This is a genomic window from Telluria sp. ZB2R32 (assembly GCF_059685715.1).
In genome coordinates this window covers 373983-397211 of record NZ_JCASIG010000004.1, presented here as the reverse complement: position 1 = coordinate 397211, position 23229 = coordinate 373983, and the positions used below count along the sequence as shown (strand labels likewise).

Genomic DNA, 23229 nt, shown 5'->3' with positions numbered 1-23229 from the left:
AGCGATGGAGACATCGGGAAGCTTGCCATTGCAGACTTTTCCGCGGCGCCTGCTCGACCACGCCCGACAACGTGGCGCGTGTCCGGCCTTTCGCGAAAAATACCTGGGCATCTGGCAGACCTGGTCCTGGCGCGAGGTCGACGCCGAGGTGCGGGCGCTGGCCTGCGGCCTGGCCGCCCTCGGTTTCGCACGCGGCATGAACCTGGCCATCATCGGCGACAACCGCCCGCGCCTGTACTGGGCGATGCTGGCGGCGCAGTGCCTGGGCGGAGTGCCGGTGCCGCTCTACCAGGATGCGCCCAGCGCCGACATGGCCCACGTGCTGAACGATGCCGACATCGAATTTGCCGTGGTCGAAGACCAGGAACAGGTCGACAAGCTGCTCGAACTGCAATCGACCTGCCCGCGCGTGCGCCACATCGTGTACGAGGATGAACGGGGCATGCGCCACTACCGGCACGCCGGCCTGCTCTCGTTCGCCGCCCTGCAGGAGCTGGGACGCACCTGGGACCGCGAGCATCCCGGCGTCTTCGAAGAAGCCATCCAGCGCGGCCAGGGAGGCGACACCGCCATCATCCTCTACACCTCCGGCACCACCGGCAAGCCGAAAGGCGTGATGCAATCGCACGCGGCCCTGATCGCCGCCGGCAGCGGCGGCGTCGGCTTCGACAAGCTGACCGACCGCGACGACGTGCTCTCCTATTTACCGATGGCCTGGGTCGGCGATTGCCTGTTTTCGTTCGCGCAGGCGATGGTGGCCGGCTTTACGGTGAACTGCCCGGAGTCGAGCGACACCGTGCTCAACGATTTACGCGAGATCGGCCCCACCTATTATTTCGCGCCGCCGCGCGTGTTCGAGAACATGCTCACCACCGTCATGATCCGGATGGAAGACGCCAGCAGCATCAAGCGGCGCATGTTCGATTTTTACATGGGCGTGGCGCGGCGCAGCGGCGCCGCCATCCTCGATGGCAAAGCGGTGGGTGTGCTCGATCGTTTCAACTATGCGCTGGGCCGGCTGTTCGTCTACGAACCGCTGAAAAACGTGCTCGGCCTGTCGCGCGTGCGCGTGGCGTATACCGCCGGCGCCGCGATCGGACCCGACCTGTTCCGTTTCTACCGCTCGATCGGGGTCAATCTGAAACAGCTGTATGGCTCGACCGAGACCTGCGCCTATGTATGCCTGCAGCCGGACGGGAACATCAAGTTCGACAGCGTCGGTGTGCCGGCGCCTGGGGTCGAAGTAAAGCTGGCGCCGAATGGCGAAGTGCTGGTCAAAGGGGTGTCGAACATGGGCGGCTATTTCAAGCGCCCGGATGCCACCGCCGAAGTGATCGACGGCGACGGCTATTTTCATACGGGCGATGCCGGCATGTTCGACAGCGATGGCCACCTGAAAATCATCGACCGCGCGGCGGACGTCGGCACCATGCAGAATGGCGCCATCTTCGCACCCAACTACATCGAAAACAAACTCAAATTTTTCCCGTTCATCAAGGAGGCGGTCGCCTTCGGCAGTGGGCGCGACCAGGTCTGCGCCTTCCTGAACATCGACATGGAAGCGGTCGGCAACTGGGCCGAACGGAGAAATATCGCCTATTCCGGCTACACCGATCTCGCAGGGCATCCGCAAGTGCTGGACCTGATGCGCGACTGCGTACAGCAAGTGAATGCCGGCCTGGCCAAGGAGGCGCCGATGGGCCACACGCAGATCCACCGCTTCCTGGTGCTGCACAAGGAACTCGACCCCGACGACGACGAGCTGACCCGCACCCGTAAAGTGCGCCGTAAATTCGTCGCCGACAAATACGCGGTGCTGATCGACGCACTGTACACCGGTAAAGCGTCGCAATACATCAGCACGCAGGTGAAATTCGAGGATGGCCGCACGGGTAGCGTCAGCGCCGACCTGCGCATCGTCGACGCCGCGACCTATCCGCTCATGCAGAATATGCAGAACATGCAGGAGGCCGCGTGATGCAGATGACGCAACCGCCGGCCAGCCCGGGTAGCCCTGACCCCGGCCGCAAGATCGGCGAGGTGATCCTCGACCTGAAAAACATCTCGCTCGCCTTTGGCGGCGTCAAAGCCTTGACCGACATTTCGTTCGACGTGCGCCGGCACGAGATCCGCGCCATCATCGGCCCGAACGGCGCCGGCAAGAGCTCGATGCTGAACGTGATCAACGGCGTGTACCGCCCGCAGCACGGCGAGATCGTGCTGCGCGGCGCCCGCCGCACCAACATGGACTGTTACAGCGCGGCGAAAGCGGGCATCGCCCGTACCTTCCAGAACATCGCGCTGTTCAAGGGGATGACGGTCCTCGACAACATCATGACCGGCCGTAACCTCAAAATGAAAACCAACTTCCTGCAGCAGGCCTTGTACCTGGGCGCGGCACGCAGGGAAGAAATCGCGCACCGCGAAAAGGCCGAAGCCATCATCGACTTCCTGGAAATCCAGGCGATCCGCAAGACGCCGGTCGGGAGATTACCCTACGGCTTGCAGAAGCGGGTCGAACTGGGACGCGCCTTGGCGGCCGAACCGGACATCCTGCTGCTGGACGAACCGATGGCCGGCATGAACGTCGAGGAAAAGCAGGACATGTGCCGCTTCATCCTCGACGTCAACGACCAGTTCGGCACCACGATCGTCCTGATCGAACACGACATGGGCGTGGTGATGGACATCTCGGACCGCGTCGTCGTGCTCGACTACGGCAAGAAGATCGGCGACGGCACGCCCGATGAGGTACGCAGCAACGAGAACGTCATCAAGGCCTATCTGGGCCAGGCCCACGAGGGGACAAACGAGAAGGAGGCGCAGGCATGAGCTTTTTCATCGAAGTGCTGCTCGGCGGCCTGCTGTCCGGGGTAATGTATGCGCTGGTCGCGATCGGCTTTGTGCTGATCTACAAAGCCTCGGGCGTGTTCAATTTTGCGCAAGGGGCGATGGTGTTCTTCGCCGCCCTCACCTGCGTCGGCATCGTCGACAAATTCGGCGTCTCGCTGTGGGTTGCGGTACCACTCACCATCCTGGTCATGATCGCGCTCGCCTTCGCCATCGAGCGCGTGGTCTTGCGCCCGCTGGTGAACCAGCCGGAAATCACCCTGTTCATGGCCACCATCGGCCTGGCGTTTTTCATCGAGGGCCTGGCGCAGCTGGTCTGGGGTTCGCAGGTTAGAAAACTCGAGTTGCCGATCGAGGACGTGCCCAACGAATACCTGATGGAACACTTCAATATCCTCGTTTCGCAGTTCGACATGATGGCGGCGATCGTGTGCGCGGTGCTGGTCGTGGCGCTGGCGCTGCTGTTCACCAAGACCCGGGTCGGGCGCGCGCTGCGCGCCGTGGCCGACGACCACCAGGCGGCGCTCGCCGTCGGCATCCCATTGCAGCGGATCTGGGTCGTGGTGTGGTCGGTGGCCGGCCTGGTGGCGCTGGTGGCGGGCATGCTGTGGGGCGCCCGCAATGGCGTGCAGTTCGCGCTGACGTTTATTGCTTTAAAAGCGTTGCCGGTGCTGATTTTGGGCGGGTTCACCTCGGTGCCGGGCGCAATCGTCGGCGGCTTGATCATCGGCGCCAGCGAAAAACTGGCCGAAGTCTATATCGGGCCGCTGGTCGGCGGCGGCATCGAGGGCTGGTTCCCGTATGTGCTGGCCCTGGGCTTCCTACTGGTGCGGCCCGAGGGGCTGTTCGGCGAAAAAATCATCCGGAGGATCTAGATCATGCTGTATCGCGAAGCCGGACAATTCAAGACCAGCTATGCCGCGGATGGGCAGATCCTGCCGATCCGCCAGGACCGCATCGGTTTGCTGGCGCTGCTGCTGGTGGCGCTGGTGGTGGTGCCGTTGTTTGCCTCGCCCTATCTGCTGTCGGCGATCCTGATTCCGTTCCTGATCTTTGCGCTGGCGGCGCTGGGGCTGAACATTTTAACGGGCTACGCCGGCCAGCTCTCGCTCGGCACCGCTGCCTTCATGGCGGTCGGCGCCTACGCGGCGTTCAATTTTGTGGCGCGTATTCCCGGCATGCCGCTGCTGCTCGCCTTTGTGCTGGGCGGCCTCTGTGCAGCCATGGTCGGCATCGCCTTTGGCCTGCCCTCGCTGCGCATCCGCGGCTTTTATCTGGCCGCCGCCACGCTGGCGACCCAGTTCTTCGTGATCTGGTGTCTGACCAAGATCCCGTATCTGACCAATTACAGCGCCTCGGGCGTGGTGACGGTGCAGACGATGCAGATTGCCGGTTACCGCTTCGTGACGCCCGCCTCGAAATACCTGCTGGTACTCGGCATTGTCGCCACGATGGCGCTGCTGGCGAAAAACATGATCCGCTCGAACGTCGGCCGTTCGTGGATGGCGATTCGCGACATGGACATGGCGGCCGAAGTGATCGGCTTTCGGCCGCTGCGCACCAAGCTGCTCGCCTTTGCGGTCAGCTCGTTTTATTGCGGCGTGGCCGGCGCCCTGTATGCGTTTGCCTACCTCGGCACGGTGGAGCCGGAAGCCTACAGTCTGGACCTGTCGTTCCGCATCCTGTTCATGGTGATCATCGGCGGCGTCGGTTCGATCCTGGGCTCGTTCCTGGGCGCGGCGTTCATCGTGCTGCTGCCGATCTTCCTGAACATGCTGGCGCACACGCTCGGCATCGCCACCAATTACGCGTCGAACCTGGAATTGATGGTGTTCGGCGGCTTGATCATCTTCTTCCTGATCGTCGAACCGCATGGGCTGGCGCGCCTGTGGCAGATCGGCAAAGAGAAGCTGCGTTTGTGGCCCTTCCCGCATTGATTCGTATCCCCACTCAACGTCGTTAATAAAGAGGAGACACCCATGAAAGTCATCAAAACGCTGGTACTCGGCGCTGCCCTGGCGGGCGCATTCGGGCAGGCGCTCGCCGCCGACCAGTTCGTGGCGCTGCAGTCCTACCGCGTCGGCCCGTATGGCGCCGGCGGCTCCGGCTTTTATGGCGGCATGATCGATTATTTCAATCTGGTGAATGCGAACGGCGGCATCAACGGCGTCAAGATGACGTGGGAAGAATGCGAGACCGAATACAACGCCTCGCGCGGGGTGGAATGCTACGAACGCCTGAAAACCAAGAATGGCGGCGCCACCCTGGTCGACCCGCTCTCGACCGGCATCGCCTACGGCATCGTCGATCGCGTCGCCGTCGACAAGATCCCGATGACCATGCTCGGCTACGGCCGCTCGGACGCCGCCAACGGCAAGGTTTTTCCGTACGTGTTTCCGCTGGTGACCAGCTACTGGAACCAGGCGGCGGCGATGATCAAGTATTTGGGCGACAAGAACGGCGGCTACCCGAAATTAAAAGGTAAAAAGATCGTCTACCTGTACCACGATTCGGCATTCGGCAAAGAAGCCATGCCGGTGCTCGATGCGCAGGCGAAGCAGTACGGCTTTGAATTGATCAAGATCGCGGTGGCGCCGCCGGGCAGCGAACAGCAATCGCAATGGCTGCAAATCCGCCAGGCGCGCCCCGACCACGTAATCCTGTGGGGCTGGGGAGTCATGAATTCGGTCGCCATCAAGACCGCCCAGCGCAATGGCTTCCCGCGCGAGAAAATCCTCGGCGTCTGGTGGGCCGGCTCGGAAGAAGACACGATCCCGTCGGGCGAAGCGGCCAAGGGTTACACCTCGATGACCTTTAATACGCCCGGCAACTACCCGCTGATGGACGAGATCCGCAAGAAGGTCTACGCAGCCGGCAAAGGCAACCTGGCCGACCAGGGCCGCATCGGTTCCGTCTACCACATGCGCGGCGTGACCCTGGGGGTGCTCTGGGTCGAGGCGATCCGCACCGCGCAGGAAAAATTCGGTAAAGGGAAGACCATGACCGGCGAGCAGGTACGCTGGGGCCTGGAAAACCTGAACGTCGACGCCGCGCGCCAGAAGGCGATCGGGGCCTTTGGCATGTTCCCGACCGTGAAGACCAGTTGCGACGACCACGAGGGGTCGGGCGCCGTGAAAGTGCAGCAATGGGATGGCAAGAAGTGGAATGCGATCACGCCGAACTGGGTGGTGGGCGACAAGGCACTGACGCGCAGGCTGCTGGAAGAGTCGTCGCTGGCCTACGCCAGGGAAAAGAACATCACGCCTGGCTGCATGCAGTAATGCGCCCTCGATGGACCCGCCTCCGCCATTGCGGCGGGGGCATTTCGGAAACCGATCCATGACCAGCACCAGCGAACAACCGTATCTGTCGGTGAACAACATCGAAGTCATCTACGACCACGTGATTTTGGTGCTAAAAGGCGTGTCGCTGCAGGTACCGAAGGGAAAGATCGTCGCCCTGCTGGGCGCGAACGGCGCCGGCAAGTCGACCACCTTGAAAACGATTTCGACGTTGCTGCGCGGCGAACGCGGCGACGTCACCAAGGGAGAGGTGCGCTTCCAGGGCGAACGCATCGACCAGCTGACGCCGAACGAACTGGTACGGCGCGGGCTGTCGCAGGTGATGGAAGGACGCCACTGCTTCGGCCACCTGACGATCGAAGAGAATCTGTTGACGGGCGCGTATACCCGCAAGATCGGCCGCGGCGAACTGAAAACCGCGCTGGAATCGGTGTACCACTATTTCCCGCGCCTGAAAGAACGTAGAAGCAGCCAGGCCGGCTATACCTCGGGCGGCGAGCAGCAGATGTGCGCCATTGGCCGTGCGCTGATGGCGAATCCGTCGATGATCCTGCTCGACGAGCCGTCGATGGGGATCGCGCCGCAGATCGTCGACGAGATCTTCGGCATCGTCCAGGACTTGAACCGCAAGGAAGGCGTGTCCTTCCTGCTGGCTGAGCAGAACACGAACGTCGCCCTGCGCTACGCCGACTTCGGCTACATCCTCGAAAACGGACGCGTGGTGATGGATGGCGCGGCCCGGGACCTGGCCAACAACGAAGACGTCAAGGAGTTTTATCTGGGCGTATCAAGCGCCGGCCGCAAGAGTTTCAGGGACATGAAGTTTTATAGGCGCCGCAAACGCTGGCTCGCCTGAACGCCTCTACTGAATCGGAGAAGCACATGACAGGCATCACCCTCGATGCGTTGGAAACCCGCGCGCCGGCAGAACGCGAACGCGACTTGCTGGCGCGCCTGCCGGCCCTGATCGCACGGGCGCAGGCGGCGCCGGGCTGGGCCAGGATTTTAAAAGAGGTCGACCCGGCTGCGGTGACCAGCCGCGCCGCGCTGGCGCAACTGCCGGTAACCCGCAAATCGGATTTAAAGGCGCTGCAGGAGGGGGAACCTCCGTTCGGCGGCTTGAACGCGACCGCGACGAGCGACTTGGCGCACGTGTTCATGTCGCCCGGTCCGATCTTCGATCCCGAAGGGCGTGGTAGTGACTGGTGGCGCTTCGGGCGGCCGCTGTTCGCGGCCGGCGTGCGCGCCGGCGGCCTGCTGCAGAACTGCTTTTCGTACCACTTCACGCCGGCCGCCTTCATGGTCGAAAGCGGGGCCGCGCGCATCGGCTGCAGCGTGATCCCGGCCGGCACCGGCCAGACCGAAATGCAGGTGCAGGCGATGGCGGCGCTGCGTCCGGATACCTATGTCGGCACGCCCTCCTTCCTGCGCATCATCATCGAAAAGGCGCGCGAGACGGGACTCGACATCAGCAGTGTCCAGAACGCCCTGCTCGGCGCCGAAGCGCTGCCGGAATCGCTGCGCAGCTGGTTCCGCGAACACGGCGTGCCGCACGTGTTCCAGACCTATGCCTCGGCCGACATCGGCAGCATCGCCTACGAGACGGCGACGAACGGCGTGCTCGATGCGGGCATGGTGCTCGACGAAGAGGTGTTATTGGAAATCGTGCGGCCCGGCAGCGGAGAACCGGTGGCGCCGGGCGATATCGGCGAAATCGTGGTCACCCTGTTCAACGATGACTATCCATTGATCCGCTTCGCCACCGGCGATTTGTCGGCGCTGCTGCTGGATGCCGCCCCCGGCGTGCGCACCAACAGCCGCATCCGCGGCTGGCTGGGACGCGCCGACCAGACCACCAAGGTGCGGGCGATGTTCGTGCATGCCTCGCAGGTGCAGAACATCGTGCGCCGCCATCCGCAGATCCTGAAAGCGAGACTCGTTGTCTCGGGGCGGATGGCGAACGACGTCATGACGCTGCAGTGCGAAGTGGCGGGAACGCCCGGCTTGGGGCTGGAAGCGGCGATTGCCGCCTCGATCCGCGAGGTGACCAAGCTGCGCGGCGAGGTCGCGTTCGTGGCGCCGGGTTCGCTGCCGCAGGACGGCAAGGTCATTGAAGACGCACGCGATTACAGCTGAAGGGGTAGCGATGACCATGACCCTTGATCCGCAGGTGGCGCAGCAGGTGCGCGCCAGCTTCGCGCGCCAGAACGCGATGCGCCTGATCCGGGCCAGCCTGGAGATTGTCGAACACGGCCGCACCGAAATCCACCTGCCGCACTGGGAAGGCGTCGAGCAGCAGCACGGTTTCATCCACGGCGGCGTGGTCGGCATGATCGCCGATTCGGCGGCCGGCTATGCGGCCATGAGCGTGGCCGCGCCAGGCGCGTCGGTGCTCACCGTCGAATACAAGCTGAACCTGATGGCGCCGGCGGACGGCGAGCGGCTGGTGGCGCGCGGCGCCGTGGTGCGGGCCGGACGCACGCTGGTCGTCACCCGCGCCGACGTGTTCGCCATCCGCGGCGGCCAGGAAACCCTGTGCGCGCTGATGCAGCAGACCATCATGGTCATGCATGGCAAAGGGGAAAAATAGCGTCGGAATCGGGTCGGCATCCTCTCCTGCCAAATGTCCGCCTGTCATTGGCAAATTTCGCGATAATTGATGTATTGCCCTCTATACGTCAATGTCCATGCAAGATTTTCATGTTACGCGCGCACAGGCCCTGCTCCAGAACGCGCAGGAGATCGTCACACCGGCACAGGTGCAGGCGGCGGTAAGCCAGGTCGCCGCCGTGCTCAACGAGCGTTTTAAAACGCCCGGCGCCGGCTTCCCGCTGGTGCTCGGCGTGATGGGCGGCGCCGTGGTGTTTACAGGCACCCTGCTGCCCCAGCTCGACTTCCCGCTCGAGTTCGACTACATCCACGTCAGCCGCTATGGCGACGACGACCGCGGTGGCCAGGTCGTGTGGAAAGTCATTCCGCGCCAGAACGTGGCCGGCCGCACCATCGTCGTGCTCGACGACATCCTCGACGAGGGAGAAACCCTGGCCCATGTAAAACAGCGCCTGCTCGACATGGGCGCGGCCGAGGTCATCATCGCCGTGTTCGCGGACAAGGATATCGGGCGGAATAAACCGATTGCGGCCGACATCACCGGATTGACGCTGCCGAACGCCTTCGTGGTCGGCTTCGGCATGGACGTGTACGGTTACTGGCGCAACCTGCCGGGGCTGTGGTCGATCCGCCAGGAAGATCTGAAACCGGCGGAACCGGAAACCGAGTATCCGATTCCGGATGCAAAAGCCTCCGGAAACGGAGTAAACTGAATAATCGGTTTGTAATCGAGGCCTCCGGATGGAGGCCTTTGTTTTTGTAGCGTGGACGGCTTTGCCGTCCGCGGAAGGTATCAGCGCAGCGCCAGGCGTGTCCGTGCCGCCTCGTACTCGCGCGCCAGGCGTTCGACCATCTCGGCGGTCGTCGGCACATCGTGCATCAGGCCCACGCCCTGGCCGGCTCCCCAGATGTCGCGCCAGGCTTTCGCTTTCGAGCTGCCGTCGCCAAAGCTCATCTTGCTCTTGTCCGATTCCGGCAGCGCATCCGGATCGAGCCCGGCATTGACGATCGATTTTTTCAGGTAGTTGCCGTGCACGCCCGTGAACAGATTCGTGTACACCACGTCGGCCGCACTCGATTCGACGATCGCGTCGCGGTAGTCGTCGCTGACGTTCGACTCTTGCGTGGCGAGCCAGCGCGAGCCGATGTAGGCGAAATCGGCGCCCATCGCCTGCGCCGCCAGGATCGCGTCGCCGGTGGCGATCGAACCGGACAGGGCGACCGGACCGTCGAAGAATTTGCGTACTTCTCCCACCAGCGCGAACGGAGATAAAGCGCCGGCATGGCCGCCGGCGCCGGCCGCGACCAGGATCAGGCCATCGACGCCCGCTTCCAGCGCCTTGTGCGCGTGGCGGATCGACACCACGTCGTGCAGCACGATGCCGCCATAGCTGTGCACGGCGTCGAGCATCTCTTTCGGCGGCGCGCGCAGCGACGAGATGATGATCGGCACCTGGTGCTTGACGCAGACTTCGACGTCGTGCTCGAGGCGCGCATTCGAGGCGTGCACGATCTGGTTCACCGCGATCGGGCCGACTTTCGCGCCTGGATTGGCGGTCTGGTAGTCGGCCAGCTCCTTCTGCAGGTCGGTCAGCCAGGTATCGAGCAATTCGGCCGGACGGGCGTTCAGGGCCGGGAAGGAACCGACGATTCCCGCCTTGCACTGCGCCGCGACAAGGGCCGGACCGCTGGCGATGAACATCGGCGAGGCGATCACGGGTAAGGAGAGGTTTTGCAGTACGGTGGGCAGCGACATGGGCAGCTCTTTCGGCGTGGGGTTATTCGGACTGGCTGATGATTATAGCCTCAAAAAAAGCACGATCGTGCTAGATCAGTGGTTCTAATTTATGCGTCGACCAGGTCATTGCCGTCGATGCGGGCGGCCTTGGCGCGGATCAGGGAGGATGCGGCCCAGTTGGCGAGCGTCGTGTAAGCATCTGGTGCGGTAGGCAACTGTACGTTGAACGCGTGGGCGGCAGAGCCGCCCACCTTACAGGTCTGATCAAGCGTCCTGGCAACGTCGATCCGACCGAGGGGCACGCCTGGCGACGTAGGGTGGGCGGGTTTCCCGCCCACGCGTTCAACCAGCGCAGGATCAATCGCCAGGCCGGCGATATCCATCTGCCGCATCGCACTGGCGACCACCGGAATCGCCGCCAGCAGCGCCGGCAGCTCCGCCAACGCAATCCGCTGGCGCTCGAGCAGCAAGAATTTCACCAGCACCTTGACCGCATTCTCCGCATTTCTCTTCGGATCGGCCGATAAATAATCCAGCCGCGAGTACGCCCGTTCCAGCGCGCCCGCCACATCGGCAAACATGCGCCCATGCCCCGGAATCACCACCCGCGCATCGAGCGTACCGATCAGGTCGAGCGTTGCGCGCGCTTCGCTGAAACCGGGTTCGCCGTCGAGTTCCGGAAAAATGACGCCGAAACCGTTTTCCCACAGCGCGTCGCCCGCGATCAGGATGCCCTCGCGTGCGCAGAACAGCAACACGGCATGCGGGTCGTGGCCCGGGGCCGCCAGCACCTGCCACGCCATGCCGCCCAGTTCCAGGCGTTGCCCCGGCGCCAGCAGGGCGTCGTACGTGAACCGCGCGCATTGCTGGCCGGTGGCGCGAAAACTCAGCGCCTCTTCGTCCCAGGCGGCGACCTTGACGGATTCCCCTGCCGGGATCGCCGTGTGGCAGCCATACGCCGCCTGCAGCGCGCCATTGCCGCCGCAGTGGTCCGAATGCAGATGGGTGTTCAACAGGCGCACCAACGGGCGAGCGTCGAGTGCGTGGCGCACCAGCGCCAGCGTCTGCGGCGCATGGGTCACGTAGCCGCTGTCGACCAGCGCCGGGGCGTCGCCCGTGAACAGCACGTTGTTCGACGACAGCCAACCGCGCTCAAAGACGCGCATCGTCAGGGGCAATTGCGCAGGCAGGCTAGCCAAAATCCAGGTCCGCTTCGCGGCGGCGGATCTCGACCCACACCGCCCGTTTGACCTCGTCGCTGGCACTGCCCCAGGCGATGATCTCGTCGATCGTGCGCAGGCAGCCGCGGCACAGGCCGCTACGCGGGTCCATCTCGCACAGGCTGATGCAGGGCGAGGGAACCGGGGTCTGCCGTTCGGGAGATGCCAGGCTCATATGGCGTCTCCCGACATTGCGCGTTGCTTCTTTGCGACACGCGCATTGAAACGTTCCGTATCGATCACGCAGCGTTCGTGCGTGCCTGCGCAGACACGCTCCTGCTCGTCCCAGGCTTGCACGTTGAAGCGCACGCGCTGGCCTTCGACGGCGAGCACTTCGCCCTCGATGCGCAGCTGCATGCCGGGCGGCGTCGGCGCCAAATGTTGAAAGCTGACCATCGTGCCCAGGCTCTGTTCACGGGGCCAGTCGAGGTAGGGCAGCATGCCGTGCACGCACGCCAGTTCCATCATGCCGACCAGGTAGCCGGTCGCCAGCACGTCGGGCATGTCGCGGCAAAACGGGGTGTCGTGGTACAGCTGCGGCACGGTCGCGCGCGGCGGCACCGTGTACTGCCATGCGAAGCGCAGGCCGGGTTGTAATTCTGGACTCATGAAGAAAGAGATTACCCGATTCAATCGAATTGCGCTTGACCTCAACACTCAGGAGCGTAGACTTGGCCTCAAATAAAACCATCCATGTGGATGGTACGGAGATGGTTTGAAAGTATGGTGTAAGCATGCGGGGTCAAGTTATGAACACGAACGAAGCAAAACCGAAGGTGGTGGACTCGGAAAAAATCACGATCAACCTGGGCATGATCGACCTGGGCCAGATCGATTTACTGGTGAGCGAAGGTTTTTATAGCAACCGCACCGACCTGATCCGCACGGCCATCCGCAACCAGTTGAATACCCATGCGGATGTGGTCCGGCAAACCGTGGCGCGCCGCAGCCTCGTGCTCGGCATGCACCATTATTCGCGCGCCGACCTGGAAGCGGCGCAGCAAGCCGGTATCCGGTTGCAGATCCAGGTGCTCGGCATGGCCAGCATCGCCAGCGACGTCTCCGTCGAACTGGCGCTGGCCACCATCGAATCGATTTCGGTCTTGGGCGCATTGCATGCCAGCAGTGCCGTCAAGACCGCATTGGCAGAGCGCATTCTTTAAAGCGCACAAAAGGAAGCCAGATGAAAATGAACATGAACAATAAACTGCTGGCGCAAATGCGCGCCGCGACCCGTAGCCTGATCAAGAAGCCCCAGGTCGATACCAGCAAAGTGATCCAGGACGCGCTGAAGAATGCTTCGGCGCTGACCCAGGCGGCGCAGGCACAGATGAGCGGCCTGTCGCAGGCGAACGGCATGGCCAACTTGCGCTCGGCAGGCGACGTGCCCGACATGCTGGCTGAACTCAGCCGCAAATTCGGCCATGGCGGCGCGGCCGCCAACGAACCGGCGGCGCTGTTGCCCGGCACCTTCAGCGAAGGCAGTTTTACCAATCGCGCCGGCACCCGCAGTTATAAACTGTACGTGCCCAGCAATTACCAGGGCAAGGAAGGCAAGCCGACGGCACTCGTCGTGATGCTGCACGGCTGCACCCAGGACCCGGACGACTTCGCCACCGGCACGCAAATGAATGCGCTGGCCGAGGAAACCGGCTGCCTGGTGGTCTATCCATCGCAATCGCGCCAGGCCAATTCCTCGCGCTGCTGGAACTGGTTCAATGCCGTCGACCAGAAGCGCGACCAGGGCGAACCCTCGATCATCGCCGGCATCACGCGCGAGATCATGGGCCAGTACCGCATCGACCCGGCCCAGGTATATGTCGCCGGCCTGTCCGCCGGCGGCGCCATGGCCACCATCATGGGCACGCTGTACCCGGAACTGTACGCCGCCGTCGGCGTGCACTCGGGCCTGCCCTACGCCTCCGCGCACGACCTGCCCTCGGCCCTGGCCGCGATGCAGGGTCAACTCCAGCGCCAGAACAAACCCGGCAAAGCGATCCCGATCATCGTCTTCCATGGCGACCAGGACCATACCGTGCACCCCACCAATGGCGACGAGCTGATGGTGCAGGCGCGCGACGCCGCCCATGCCATGGCGATCGAACCAGGCCGGGTACCGGACGGGCACGCCTTTACCCGCACCATGCACAAACGCGCCGACGGCAAGGTGCACGGCGAACACTGGGTCATCCATGGCGCCGGCCACGCCTGGTCGGGCGGCAGCGCACGCGGTTCTTATACCGACGGCAAGGGACCCGACGCCAGCCGCGAAATGCTGCGTTTCTTCAGTACGCATCGTTGAGCCTCCGGGCGCGTCATGCAGCCCAGTGACGGCGCCCGATGTCCACCGTCCCGACACGAAGATGATGCGCGCACGGCGACCACCGAACACCGCAGCGCCTCAATCCTCCAGCGGGAACTTTTCGGCGGCTGGTCTGGCAGTCTCGGCAATATGGGCGCGCAGGCAAGCCGGACACCAGCAGGCGGCATCGAGGCCCGGCACCGGCACCACCGGCGGCAGCGTTGTGCACCAGCAGGGTGCGTTCGATCCATCGGCCATGGCGCAGCCGAAGGCGGCGCCGCAACGTATGCACAGGCTCATGGCACACCCTTGCGACATAAATTATTCGTCATGTGTAATATCGTAAAGGCATTCATCGGCAGCGATCCAGACCCGGTCATCCAATAAAATACACCAGGCGCGCCGCAGAATGCCTACAAGGGCGCCCGCGTTGCCTGTAAAATCTCCGCCACATTCTTTTCGGACTCCCCATGAACGCTCACGTGACCAGCTTGAAAACCGACGACCCATCGAGTGACCTGACCGGGGTTTCCCCGCAAATCAAGGCACAGATCCTGGCCGAGGCGCTCCCGTATATCCGCAACTTCCATGGCAAGACGATTGTCATCAAGTACGGCGGCAATGCCATGACCGACGAACGTCTGAAGCACGGCTTCGCGCGCGACGTCATCCTGCTGAAACTGGTGGGCATGAACCCGGTCGTGGTGCACGGCGGCGGTCCGCAGATCGACAACGCCCTGAAAAAAATCGGCAAGCAAGGCACCTTCGTGCAAGGCATGCGCATCACCGACGAAGAAACCATGGAAGTGGTCGAATGGGTGCTGGGCGGCGAAGTGCAGCAGGACATCGTCATGCTGATCAACCATTACGGCGGCCAGGCAGTCGGCCTGACCGGCAAGGACGGCGGCCTGATCCGCGCCCGTAAGATGTCAATGCCCGACCGCGATAAACCGGGCGAATTCCTCGACATCGGCTTCGTCGGCGAAATCGAGGCGATCAATCCGGCGGTCGTCAAGGCATTGCAGGACGACGCCTTCATTCCGATCATCTCGCCGATCGGCTTCGGCCAGGACGGGCAAGCCTACAACATCAATGCCGACGTGGTCGCCGGCAAGATCGCGGAAATTCTAAAAGCCGAAAAGCTGATCATGATGACCAACATCGCCGGCGTGCAAGATAAAGCCGGCAACCTGGTCACCGACCTGTCGGCGCGCGAGATCGACGAGATGTTCGAAGACGGCACGATTTCGGGCGGCATGCTGCCGAAGATCTCGTCGGCACTGGATGCCGCCAAGTCCGGCGTGAACACCGTGCACATCATCGATGGCCGCATCGAACACTCTTTGTTGCTGGAAGTCTTGACCGAACAGGCATTTGGCACTATGATCCGGTCGCACTAAAGCAAATGTGACGGCGTCTCTGCCGTCATACCAGTACCGCCCTTTTAGCTCAGTGGTAGAGCACTCCCTTGGTAAGGGAGAGGCCACGTGTTCAATCCACGTAAAGGGCACCACTCTCCTCCCCCGCAGTTCTCTCGTTTCAGTACACCCGCTCCACCTTCAGACCACGCTGGCGCAACAGCTCCGGTATGCCGTGTTTCCCCAACAAGTGCAATAAACCGACCGCGGCCACCGCATTGTCTTCGCGCGCCAGCAGCGCGGCGATTTTGTCGGCCATCGGCCCGTTGCGTTCGATGAGCACCATGTCGCGGATGAACTTGCCGCTGACGCTGTCGTCGGTCTCGATGCGGTGCGCGATGGCGTCCAGCGCGGTGCGGTCGGCGCGCTCATACGCTGCGAACAATTCGCGCGTCTCGCGCAGTTGTTGTCCCGACGCCATGTGCTCCAGGGTTTCTTCCAACAAGTCCCACTGCAGCGCCAGCGGCAGCCGGTCCAGCAGCGCCGCCTGGTACTGCACCGATTCGAGTTCGGCGATGCGCGCCTTGCCGCGCGCCAGCGACGCCAGGTGCAGGTCGATGCCCAGGGCCGGGTCGACACCCAGTTTTGACAGGTCGACCACCGCCAGCATCGTCGCCAGCACCCAGGGTTTCAGCTGCGCCAGCGCGCCCGGATCGATGCCCTGCCCCTTGAGGCCGGCCTCGATGCGCTGGCGGCGCGCGGCCGGCAACTGCGCAAAGTCGGTGCTGCCGGCCGCGAACAGGCCGTGTTGCTGGAAGGCCGCCGCCGTGGCGCCGGGGTCGCGTTGCACATCGACTTCCAGCGCCAGCGTCGGTGCGGCGGCGACCGCCTTGCCAATGCGCGGCTCGAGCGGATAGTAGTCCGCTTTGCCGGCATGGATGGTGCCGTACAGGTACAAACTGTGTTTTGCACCGCTCACCTTGAACAGCGCGCCGCGTTCGGCGGCGAGCGCCTGGCACGCCAGCAGAACGAAGCCGAGGAAGGCCACTATAATCGGACGTCGCATCCATTGCTCCTGTCATCAAAATTCAACGTGTCGAATCATACCCCCGCCGCCCCTGTCTGGTTATTTGACCTGGACAATACCCTGCACGACGCCTCGCATGCGATCTTCCCGACGATCAGCGCCAACATGAACACGTATATCGCGCGCGTGCTCGACGACGGCATCACGCCGGTGACCCAGGCGCGGATCGATGCCGCCCGTCTCGGCTACTGGAAGAAGTACGGCGCCACCCTGCTCGGCATGATGCGCCACCACGGCGTCAGCGCCGCCGATTTTTTGCGCGAGACCCACGATCTGAAGGATTTACGCGCGATGATGCGCTCCGAGACCGGCCTCGGGCGATTGCTGATGAAACTCCCGGGCCGCAAGATCCTGCTGACGAACGCGCCGCTCGATTATTCGACCCACGTGATGCGCCACCTCGGTCTCGGGCGCCATTTTGCGCACCACATCGCGATCGAGCAGATGCACGTGCACCGCCAGTTGCGTCCCAAGCCGTCGAAGCTGATGCTGGCGCGCCTGCTGCGCAAGTACGGCATCGCCGCGCGCGATTGCATCCTGGTCGAAGACACGCTGGCCAACCTGAAAAGCGCCAAGCAGCTCGGCTTGCGCACGGTGTGGATTACCCAATACCTGCGCCACGCCGAGCGCAGCACGCTGGCGATGGCGCGCCCGCGACGGGTGATTCGCCCCAACTATGTCGATGTCAAAGTAAAATCCGTGCGCCAGCTGCCGCAGCGCCTGCAGCGGCTACGCTCATTCGACTAACTCTTCTTTCGGGATCCCATGGCAAGCACCAGGCCAGGCCAGCGCAAACTGCAAATCCTCCAGGCCCTGGCGGCCATGCTCGAGCAACCCAAAGGTGAAAAAATCACCACCGCCGCGCTGGCGGCGCGTCTGTCCGTGTCGGAAGCGGCGCTGTACCGTCACTTCGCCAGCAAGGCGCAGATGTTCGAGGGACTGATCGATTTCATCGAGTCCAGCGTGTTCGGCGTCATCGACCAGATCGGCGAGAACGAAGAACGCGGCGTCGACCAGCTGCACGCGATGTTGACCACGCTGCTGGCCTTCGCCGCCAACAACCCGGGCATGACGCGCGTGCTGATCGGCGACGCCCTGGTCGGCGAAGACGAACGCCTGCAGGCGCGCATGAACGGTTTCTATGACCGTGTCGAACTGGCCTGCAAGGGCGCGCTGCGCCTGGCCGTCACGCAAGGCCACGGCAGCGAGGACGACGTCGCCGCCCGTGCCAGCCTGCTGGTGAGCTACGTCACCGGACGCTGGCACCGCTACGCGAAGAGCGGTTTCAAACAGCATCCGGCCGATGCCAGCGGCGTACAATTGTCGTTGCTGCTGGCCGCCTGAGTTCATCATGCATAACGTCTTTGCACTGCTCGACGATGCGAGCGCGGAGGGTCATGCGCAAGCCCGCTCGCGCCTGTACACCGGCCACGCCGGCACCCTCGCCTGCCTTGATGCCGCCGGCTGGAATGGCGTGCTGGCGGAACTACAGGCAGCCCTGGCGCGCGGCCTGTACGCCGTGCCCCTGCTCAGCTATGAACTGGGTGCGCACCTGCTCGGCATTCCCACGCAACCCCTGCCAGGCCCGCTGGCGCAGATCCTGCTGTTCGAGCGCTGCGAACTGCTCGATGCCGGCGCGGTGCAGGGGTGGATTGCCACCCGTACCGACGCCACCGCCCCGGCCGGCATCGCCGCCGTGACGGCGAACGTCGACGAGGCGCGCTTCGTCGACGCCATCCATCGCATCCGCGCCTACATCGCCGCCGGCGACACCTACCAGGTCAACTACACCTACCGCCTGCGCTTCGACGCCTTCGGTTCGGTGTATGCGCTGTACAGCCGCCTGCGCGCGCGCCAGCCGGTGCCGTATGGCGCCCTGATCGGCTTGCCGGACGGCGGCGCCGTGCTGTCGTTCTCGCCCGAGCTGTTCGTGCGCCACAGCGGCGATACGCTGCTGGCGCGCCCGATGAAGGGCACCGCGCCCGCCAGCGACGACGAAGCGGTGAATCGCGAACGCGCCGCCGCGCTCGCGCTCGACCCCAAGAACCGCGCCGAAAACCTGATGATTGTCGACCTTCTGCGCAACGACCTCGGACGCGTGGCGCAGACCGGCAGCGTGGCGGTGCCCAAACTGTTCGAGGTGACGCGCTTCGGCGCCGTGCTGCAGATGACCTCGACCGTGCAGGCGCGATTGCGCGCGGACGTCACCCTGGCCGAGCTGTTCGCCGCGCTGTACCCGTGCGGTTCGATCACGGGCGCACCCAAGCGGCGCACGATGGAAATCATCGACGAAGTCGAACCGGACTCGCGCGGCCTGTACACGGGCGCGATCGGCTGGTTCGATCCGCCGGGCGATGGCCGTGCCTTCGGCGACTTTTGCCTGTCGGTGCCGATCCGTACGCTCGCATTGGGACCTGAAGAGGGACTGCGCCGTGGAGAATTGGGCGTCGGCGCCGGCATCGTCTACGACAGCGATCCGCAGGGAGAATACGCCGAATGCAAACTCAAGGCGCGCTTTTTGACCGGTTTGAGGAATGACTTCGACCTGTTCGAAACCATCAAGGCCTCGTGGCAGGATGGCCCGCGCCACCTCGACCTGCACCTGGCGCGCATGGCCGCTTCGGCGCGCTATTTCGGCCGGCCCTTCGATGAAACTGCCGCCCGCACGCGCGTGCGCGACGCCTGCCTCGGCTTGCCGGCGGAGGGTGGCGTACACCGGCTGCGCCTCGCGCTCGATCCGGATGGCGAACTGACGATCACCACGGCCCCGCTGGCGCCACTGCATGAACCGGTGCGCGTGCTGCTGGCCGACGCGCCGACCGACTCGAGCGACGTCTTCCTGCGCCATAAAACGGCGGTACGCAGCCGCTACGACGCCGCCTGGCGCGGCGCCGAGGCGCAAGGCGCATTCGACACCCTGTTCTTCAACGAGCGCGGCGAATTGACCGAAGGAGGACGCAGCAACGTGTTCGTGCGCCTGGAGGGCAACTGGTACACGCCGCCGCTGTCCTGCGGCCTGCTGCCGGGCGTGATGCGCGCCGTGATGTTACATGCGCCGGCCTGGGACGCGGCCGAACGCGTCATCACGAGAGAAATGCTGGCGCGGGCCGAAGGGATCGTGGTGTGCAATGCGCTGCGCGGGCCCATGCTGGCGATTCTCGGATAAATTTGGCGCACGCGGACACGTGCATCGTGCTGGCGTGTGAACTTCGATTCCGCTAACACCGAGCGGGCGTCCGCGTGGGCATGCCCACCCTACAGCGCGCCTTCGATCTTGTTGACCAGTTGCGGATCTTCCGGCGTCACCTTGCTCGGGAAGTGCTCGATGACCTGGCCATCGCGTCCGATCAGGTACTTCGTGAAATTCCATTTCGGTTGCTGGCCGGTCTGCCGCGCCAGCGCCGCGTGCAGCGGGTTGGCGTTGGCGCCGGTCACCACCGTTGGCGCGAACATCGGGAATTTCACGCCATAGGTGTTGTAGCAGAGGTCCGCGATTTCCTTGGTGCTGGCCACTTCCTGCTTAAAATCGTTGGAGGGGAAGCCGAGGATCACCAGGCCGCGCGGGCTGTATTTGGCATACAGCTTTTCCAAACCCTCGTACTGCTTGGTATAGCCGCATTTGCTGGCCGTGTTCACCACCAGCACCACTTTGCCGGCGTACTGGCACAGGTCCTGCGGCGCTTCGTCCTGGAGGCGCTTGAAACTTTGTTTCAGCAGCGCCGGGCAGCTGGCCGGCGCGGGCGTGGCGGCGACCAGGGGGCGCGGATTTGCCACGCCCGTGGTCTGGGCGCTGACGGATGCCATGGCGGCCAGCAGGGAAAGCGACAAGGCGGTTTTCAGCATGATGAGGTCCGTTCGGGTCTGTTTTAATGGTCAGGCGTTGAGCTTGTGGTGTTCAATTTTCAGGCAGTGGTTCATCACCACGTCGAGGCCGGCGGCGCGTGCCAGGTCGGCGGCGGCCTGGTTCTCGATCTCGAGCTGCATCCACAGGCAGCCGGCGCGCACGGCAATGGCGTCGCGCGCCAGCGGCGGAATGTCTTCCGATTTGCGGAAGCAGTCGACGATGTCGATGCGCTGCCCGCTTGGCGCCAGCGCATCGGCCGCTTCCTGCAGGCTGGCGTAGACCTTTTCGCCGAGGATCTCGTCGCCGGCATAGGCCGGATTCACGGGCAGGATGCGGTACCCCTCCCCTTGCAGGTAGTGGGCCACACCGTAACTGGCGCGCTCGGGTTTGCTGGACAGGCCGACGATGGCGATGGTCGTGCTGTCTTCGAGGATCTGGGCAATCGTTCTCATGGTCGCTTTGTTGGATTTTTTCGGTCCGTGTAAGCTTAACAGGAAAGCATCGCACGGCGCGCGTTGCGCGCACCCGGCCACCTGTGGAAAGATGGCGGCTTCTTCAATCCGGACTCATCCATGAATTTCAATTTCCGCGCGCGCGCCCTCCCCGCCCTGGCGCTGGCACTGCTGCTGGCCGGTTGCGCCAGTCAGCCACCGGCGACGCCACCGATTGTGCCGGTGGCCGACTGGGGCGGCACCGCGGCCGACGCGACCAGGGCGCGGCGCCACGCCATCACCCACATCACCCTGCACCACCAGGGCGAAACCTTTAAAGCCGGCACCGACGTGCGCCAGTACCTGCGCAACCTGCAGACCTGGTCGCGCAACACCAAGGGCTGGCTCGACATCCCCTACCACTACGTGATCGACCTGGAAGGTAAAACCTGGGCCGCGCGCGACATCGCCTATGCCGGCGACACCAATACCGAATACGATCCGAGCGGACATGCGCTGATCGAAGTGGTGGGCAATTTCGAGGAAGTCGAACCGAACCAGCAACAACTCGATGCCGTGGTCGACCTGATGACGATGCTGGCGAAACAGTACGGCGTGCCGGTCGAGCACATCGCCAGCCACCGCGACCATTCGAACAACACCGTCTGCCCGGGTGCGAACCTGTATCGCTACGTGCAGAGCGGCTGGTTCCGCGCACAGGTCGCCGCAAAATTGGTCAAGCCCTGACCGCGGCCACGCCCTCACCGGTCGCGGCGGGCGCCATGCTCAGAACGCCTTGTTGAGCGTGGCCCAGGTGCGGGTCGTCGGCTGCGCGCCGAGCAGGAGCGGTTCGGCGCCGATCGGCGTGGCCACCGCGACCGTGGCGCGCCATGCGCCGGCACCGCTCCAGGCCAGCCCGAGGCCGGCGCCGGACAGCCTGGCCGTGTCGAGCGCAGCGGTCCAGGGGCTGTGGTTGATCCTGATGCGGGCGCTGTCGGCAAACACCTGCGCCTGCAGGCTGCCCCCGGCGAACGCTCCGAATTCGTGGCGCAGTTCCACCGAGGCGACATAGCCACTGTCGCCCGAGAGCGCGCCGCTGTCGTAGGCGCGGACCGTGTACGGGCCGCCCACGCTCATCTTTTCGGCCGAGTCGAGATTGGTATTCGCCCATTGTGCGCCGGCGTTCAGGTACAACGCGTTGCGCGCGCCCAGCCGCTGCAGGCGCGAGGCGCTGGCATTCCATTTCGCGAAGCGTCCGCGCGTCTGCGCCGATGCAGCGTCCGCCGCCTGCGCCGCGGCATCCTCGAAGCGGGTACGCCCGCTCGTCCAGCCCAGGCTCCAGGCGTTGACGCCGCCGCCCAGCAACCCATCGCGCAAGTCGCCGTTCAGGCTCAGCATCCAGTTGCCGAGCCGGCGGTCGGTGCGGGTGTCGCTCACGCCGATGCGGTCGCGCAGGCGCTTGGCATCGTAGGCGCCCTGCAGGTACAGGTTCGTTGCGCGGCCACGCAGCAACGGCTGCTTGATCCAGGCGCCCGCCACGCCCGCCCTGCCATAGGCATCGAGCGCCTCGACCTCGCCCTGCAGCTTGTAATGCACGCTCGACCAGGCGATGCCGGCGCGGGTGCCGGCCCCGTTCAGCAGCGTCTCGTAGCCGACGCGCCCGTAATCCATGCCGTGGCCGGTGCTGATGATGCTGGCATCGAGCACGTCGCCATGGCGCAGCGGATTGACCAGGTACGCCGTGGCGCCGAGGCGCGTGCGGCCGATGTAGCGGTTGCCGGCATTGTCCAGCACCAGGCTGGCGACGGTGGCCGGGTTGCGGCGGGTGGCCACCGCGAGATCGGCGCTGCCGACCGCGGCGCCGGGTTTGATGACCGCTTCCACGCCCACGCCCGGCACGTCGGACAGCAGCAGCAGCGCACGGTCGAGCGCGGGTCCGGCAATGGCGTCACCCGGCTGCAGGCGAGACAGCGTGGCGGCCAGCAGCGCGTCGTCGACCCGGCTGCCATTTGCCAGCCGCACCGCGCCATAACGGGCTTCGACCACCTGGATCACGACCTCGCCGGCGCGGATGGTCTGCGCCGGCACCAGCGCCCGGCTCAGTGGAAAACCCTGTTCCTGGTAATAGGCGGTGATGCGCGCGGCCAGCTGTTCGAGCTCGGCCAGGGTGACGCTGCGGCCCTCGGCGCTGGCCACCAGCGCATGCAGGGTATCGGTGGTAAACGCGGTGTTGCCGACGATGCGGATCTGCGTCACCTGGAACGGCGCCGACGCCGGCGCGGCGGGCGCGCCGTCCGGCTGAATCCGCAGCGCCGGCTGGGCCGACTGCGGCGGCGCCGTCAGTGCCGGCTGCACCTGCTGCAGGATCGAACCCGCATTCGGGACGCCTGGTTGGGCATGGGCCGGCAGCGCCATGGACAGCAGGATCGGCAGCGCGGCAAGGGGTGTTAATGGCAGGCGCGGGATATAAACGGCGTTCATGAAGGT

The 23229-nt window shown here is 64.3% G+C and carries 24 protein-coding genes, 1 tRNA gene and 1 pseudogene; 17 read left to right on the top strand and 9 right to left on the bottom strand.

Going from position 1 to position 23229, the window contains the following annotated elements; all coding sequences use genetic code 11:
- Positions 1-4: 4 nt before the first annotated feature.
- The 9 genes from AC56LG_RS14235 (at position 5) to AC56LG_RS14195 (ending at position 9475) form a co-directional block, all read left to right on the top strand.
- Positions 5-1978, top strand: coding sequence for an AMP-dependent synthetase/ligase (locus AC56LG_RS14235; RefSeq protein ID WP_497166726.1), 1974 nt, complete (start codon positions 5-7; stop codon positions 1976-1978).
- Entirely contained in the window at positions 1978-2832 is an 855-nt protein-coding gene (locus tag AC56LG_RS14230; RefSeq protein WP_497166725.1) for an ABC transporter ATP-binding protein, read from the top strand. The genes AC56LG_RS14235 and AC56LG_RS14230 overlap by 1 nt, the downstream gene beginning before the upstream one ends.
- Positions 2829-3725: a branched-chain amino acid ABC transporter permease gene (locus AC56LG_RS14225; protein ID WP_497166724.1), complete on the top strand. Its 897-nt coding sequence runs from the start codon at positions 2829-2831 to the stop codon at positions 3723-3725. The genes AC56LG_RS14230 and AC56LG_RS14225 overlap by 4 nt, the downstream gene beginning before the upstream one ends.
- Positions 3726-3728: 3 nt before the next feature.
- Positions 3729-4787, top strand: coding sequence for a branched-chain amino acid ABC transporter permease (locus AC56LG_RS14220; RefSeq protein WP_192052450.1), 1059 nt, complete (start codon positions 3729-3731; stop codon positions 4785-4787).
- A gap of 42 nt (positions 4788-4829) precedes the next feature.
- Positions 4830-6131 carry an ABC transporter substrate-binding protein gene (locus AC56LG_RS14215; RefSeq protein WP_497166723.1) on the top strand — a complete coding sequence of 434 codons (1302 nt, stop codon included), beginning with the start codon at positions 4830-4832 and terminating at the stop codon, positions 6129-6131.
- A gap of 58 nt (positions 6132-6189) precedes the next feature.
- Positions 6190-7008: an ABC transporter ATP-binding protein gene (locus AC56LG_RS14210; protein WP_497166722.1), complete on the top strand. Its 819-nt coding sequence runs from the start codon at positions 6190-6192 to the stop codon at positions 7006-7008.
- 26 nt (positions 7009-7034) lie between these two features.
- Entirely contained in the window at positions 7035-8288 is a 1254-nt protein-coding gene (locus tag AC56LG_RS14205) for a phenylacetate--CoA ligase family protein (protein WP_497166721.1), read from the top strand.
- Positions 8289-8298: 10 nt separating this feature from the next.
- Entirely contained in the window at positions 8299-8742 is a 444-nt protein-coding gene (locus AC56LG_RS14200; RefSeq protein ID WP_497166720.1) for a PaaI family thioesterase, read from the top strand.
- Positions 8743-8839: 97 nt separating this feature from the next.
- Positions 8840-9475 carry a hypoxanthine-guanine phosphoribosyltransferase gene (locus AC56LG_RS14195; RefSeq protein ID WP_497166719.1) on the top strand — a complete coding sequence of 212 codons (636 nt, stop codon included), beginning with the start codon at positions 8840-8842 and terminating at the stop codon, positions 9473-9475.
- 80 nt (positions 9476-9555) lie between these two features.
- On the opposite strand, the gene AC56LG_RS14190 is transcribed toward AC56LG_RS14195, so the two are convergent.
- The 4 genes and pseudogenes from AC56LG_RS14190 to AC56LG_RS14175 all read right to left on the bottom strand — a co-directional run bounded on the left by AC56LG_RS14190 (position 9556) and on the right by AC56LG_RS14175 (position 12329).
- Entirely contained in the window at positions 9556-10518 is a 963-nt protein-coding gene (locus AC56LG_RS14190) for an NAD(P)H-dependent flavin oxidoreductase (RefSeq protein WP_497166718.1), read from the bottom strand.
- Positions 10519-10883: 365 nt separating this feature from the next.
- A pseudogene (locus tag AC56LG_RS14185) lies at positions 10884-11666 on the bottom strand (MBL fold metallo-hydrolase); the annotation flags it as partial.
- 25 nt (positions 11667-11691) lie between these two features.
- The gene (locus tag AC56LG_RS14180) at positions 11692-11895 is read right to left on the bottom strand and encodes a DUF1289 domain-containing protein (protein ID WP_497166717.1); all 204 of its coding nucleotides are present in this window, start codon (positions 11893-11895) and stop codon (positions 11692-11694) included.
- Entirely contained in the window at positions 11892-12329 is a 438-nt protein-coding gene (locus AC56LG_RS14175; RefSeq protein WP_497166716.1) for a thioesterase family protein, read from the bottom strand. The genes AC56LG_RS14180 and AC56LG_RS14175 overlap by 4 nt, the downstream gene beginning before the upstream one ends.
- Before the next feature lie 140 nt (positions 12330-12469).
- Between AC56LG_RS14175 and AC56LG_RS14170 the strand changes: the two genes are divergently transcribed.
- Both AC56LG_RS14170 and AC56LG_RS14165 read left to right on the top strand, forming a co-directional pair.
- Positions 12470-12883: a CopG family transcriptional regulator gene (locus tag AC56LG_RS14170; protein ID WP_497166715.1), complete on the top strand. Its 414-nt coding sequence runs from the start codon at positions 12470-12472 to the stop codon at positions 12881-12883.
- 26 nt (positions 12884-12909) lie between these two features.
- Complete coding sequence (locus AC56LG_RS14165; protein ID WP_497166900.1) at positions 12910-14022, top strand: extracellular catalytic domain type 1 short-chain-length polyhydroxyalkanoate depolymerase; 1113 nt, start codon at positions 12910-12912, stop codon at positions 14020-14022.
- A gap of 99 nt (positions 14023-14121) precedes the next feature.
- Here the strand turns inward: AC56LG_RS14165 and AC56LG_RS14160 are convergent, their stop codons facing one another.
- The gene (locus AC56LG_RS14160; protein ID WP_497166714.1) at positions 14122-14322 is read right to left on the bottom strand and encodes a cysteine-rich CWC family protein; all 201 of its coding nucleotides are present in this window, start codon (positions 14320-14322) and stop codon (positions 14122-14124) included.
- A 170-nt stretch (positions 14323-14492) separates the two neighbouring features.
- Here AC56LG_RS14160 and argB point away from each other — a divergent pair, with 170 nt between their 5' ends.
- Both argB and AC56LG_RS14150 read left to right on the top strand, forming a co-directional pair.
- A complete protein-coding gene (gene argB, locus AC56LG_RS14155; RefSeq protein ID WP_192052439.1) occupies positions 14493-15422 on the top strand; it encodes an acetylglutamate kinase in 930 nt (309 codons plus the stop codon).
- A 38-nt stretch (positions 15423-15460) separates the two neighbouring features.
- Positions 15461-15535, top strand: a tRNA-Thr gene (locus tag AC56LG_RS14150).
- A 26-nt stretch (positions 15536-15561) separates the two neighbouring features.
- Here AC56LG_RS14150 and AC56LG_RS14145 read toward each other — a convergent pair.
- The gene (locus AC56LG_RS14145; protein WP_497166713.1) at positions 15562-16446 is read right to left on the bottom strand and encodes a TraB/GumN family protein; all 885 of its coding nucleotides are present in this window, start codon (positions 16444-16446) and stop codon (positions 15562-15564) included.
- A 27-nt stretch (positions 16447-16473) separates the two neighbouring features.
- Between AC56LG_RS14145 and AC56LG_RS14140 the strand changes: the two genes are divergently transcribed.
- Genes AC56LG_RS14140 through AC56LG_RS14130 form a run of 3 tightly spaced genes read left to right on the top strand, consistent with a single transcriptional unit; the run spans position 16474 to position 19633 of the window.
- The gene (locus AC56LG_RS14140) at positions 16474-17214 is read left to right on the top strand and encodes an HAD-IA family hydrolase (RefSeq protein WP_497166712.1); all 741 of its coding nucleotides are present in this window, start codon (positions 16474-16476) and stop codon (positions 17212-17214) included.
- A gap of 18 nt (positions 17215-17232) precedes the next feature.
- A complete protein-coding gene (gene slmA, locus AC56LG_RS14135) occupies positions 17233-17811 on the top strand; it encodes a nucleoid occlusion factor SlmA (protein WP_497166711.1) in 579 nt (192 codons plus the stop codon).
- Positions 17812-17818: 7 nt separating this feature from the next.
- Entirely contained in the window at positions 17819-19633 is a 1815-nt protein-coding gene (locus tag AC56LG_RS14130) for a chorismate-binding protein (RefSeq protein ID WP_497166710.1), read from the top strand.
- Between the two features lie 89 nt (positions 19634-19722).
- On the opposite strand, the gene AC56LG_RS14125 is transcribed toward AC56LG_RS14130, so the two are convergent.
- Both AC56LG_RS14125 and AC56LG_RS14120 read right to left on the bottom strand, forming a co-directional pair.
- Complete coding sequence (locus AC56LG_RS14125; protein WP_497166709.1) at positions 19723-20310, bottom strand: glutathione peroxidase; 588 nt, start codon at positions 20308-20310, stop codon at positions 19723-19725.
- 30 nt (positions 20311-20340) lie between these two features.
- Complete coding sequence (locus AC56LG_RS14120) at positions 20341-20763, bottom strand: CoA-binding protein (RefSeq protein WP_497166708.1); 423 nt, start codon at positions 20761-20763, stop codon at positions 20341-20343.
- Positions 20764-20883: 120 nt separating this feature from the next.
- Between AC56LG_RS14120 and AC56LG_RS14115 the strand changes: the two genes are divergently transcribed.
- Positions 20884-21489 (top strand): peptidoglycan recognition protein family protein, encoded by a 606-nt coding sequence (locus tag AC56LG_RS14115; RefSeq protein ID WP_497166707.1) that lies wholly within the window; start codon positions 20884-20886, stop codon positions 21487-21489.
- A 39-nt stretch (positions 21490-21528) separates the two neighbouring features.
- Here AC56LG_RS14115 and AC56LG_RS14110 read toward each other — a convergent pair whose 3' ends face one another.
- Complete coding sequence (locus AC56LG_RS14110) at positions 21529-23223, bottom strand: ShlB/FhaC/HecB family hemolysin secretion/activation protein (RefSeq protein ID WP_497166706.1); 1695 nt, start codon at positions 23221-23223, stop codon at positions 21529-21531.
- Between the last annotated feature and the right edge of the window lie 6 nt (positions 23224-23229).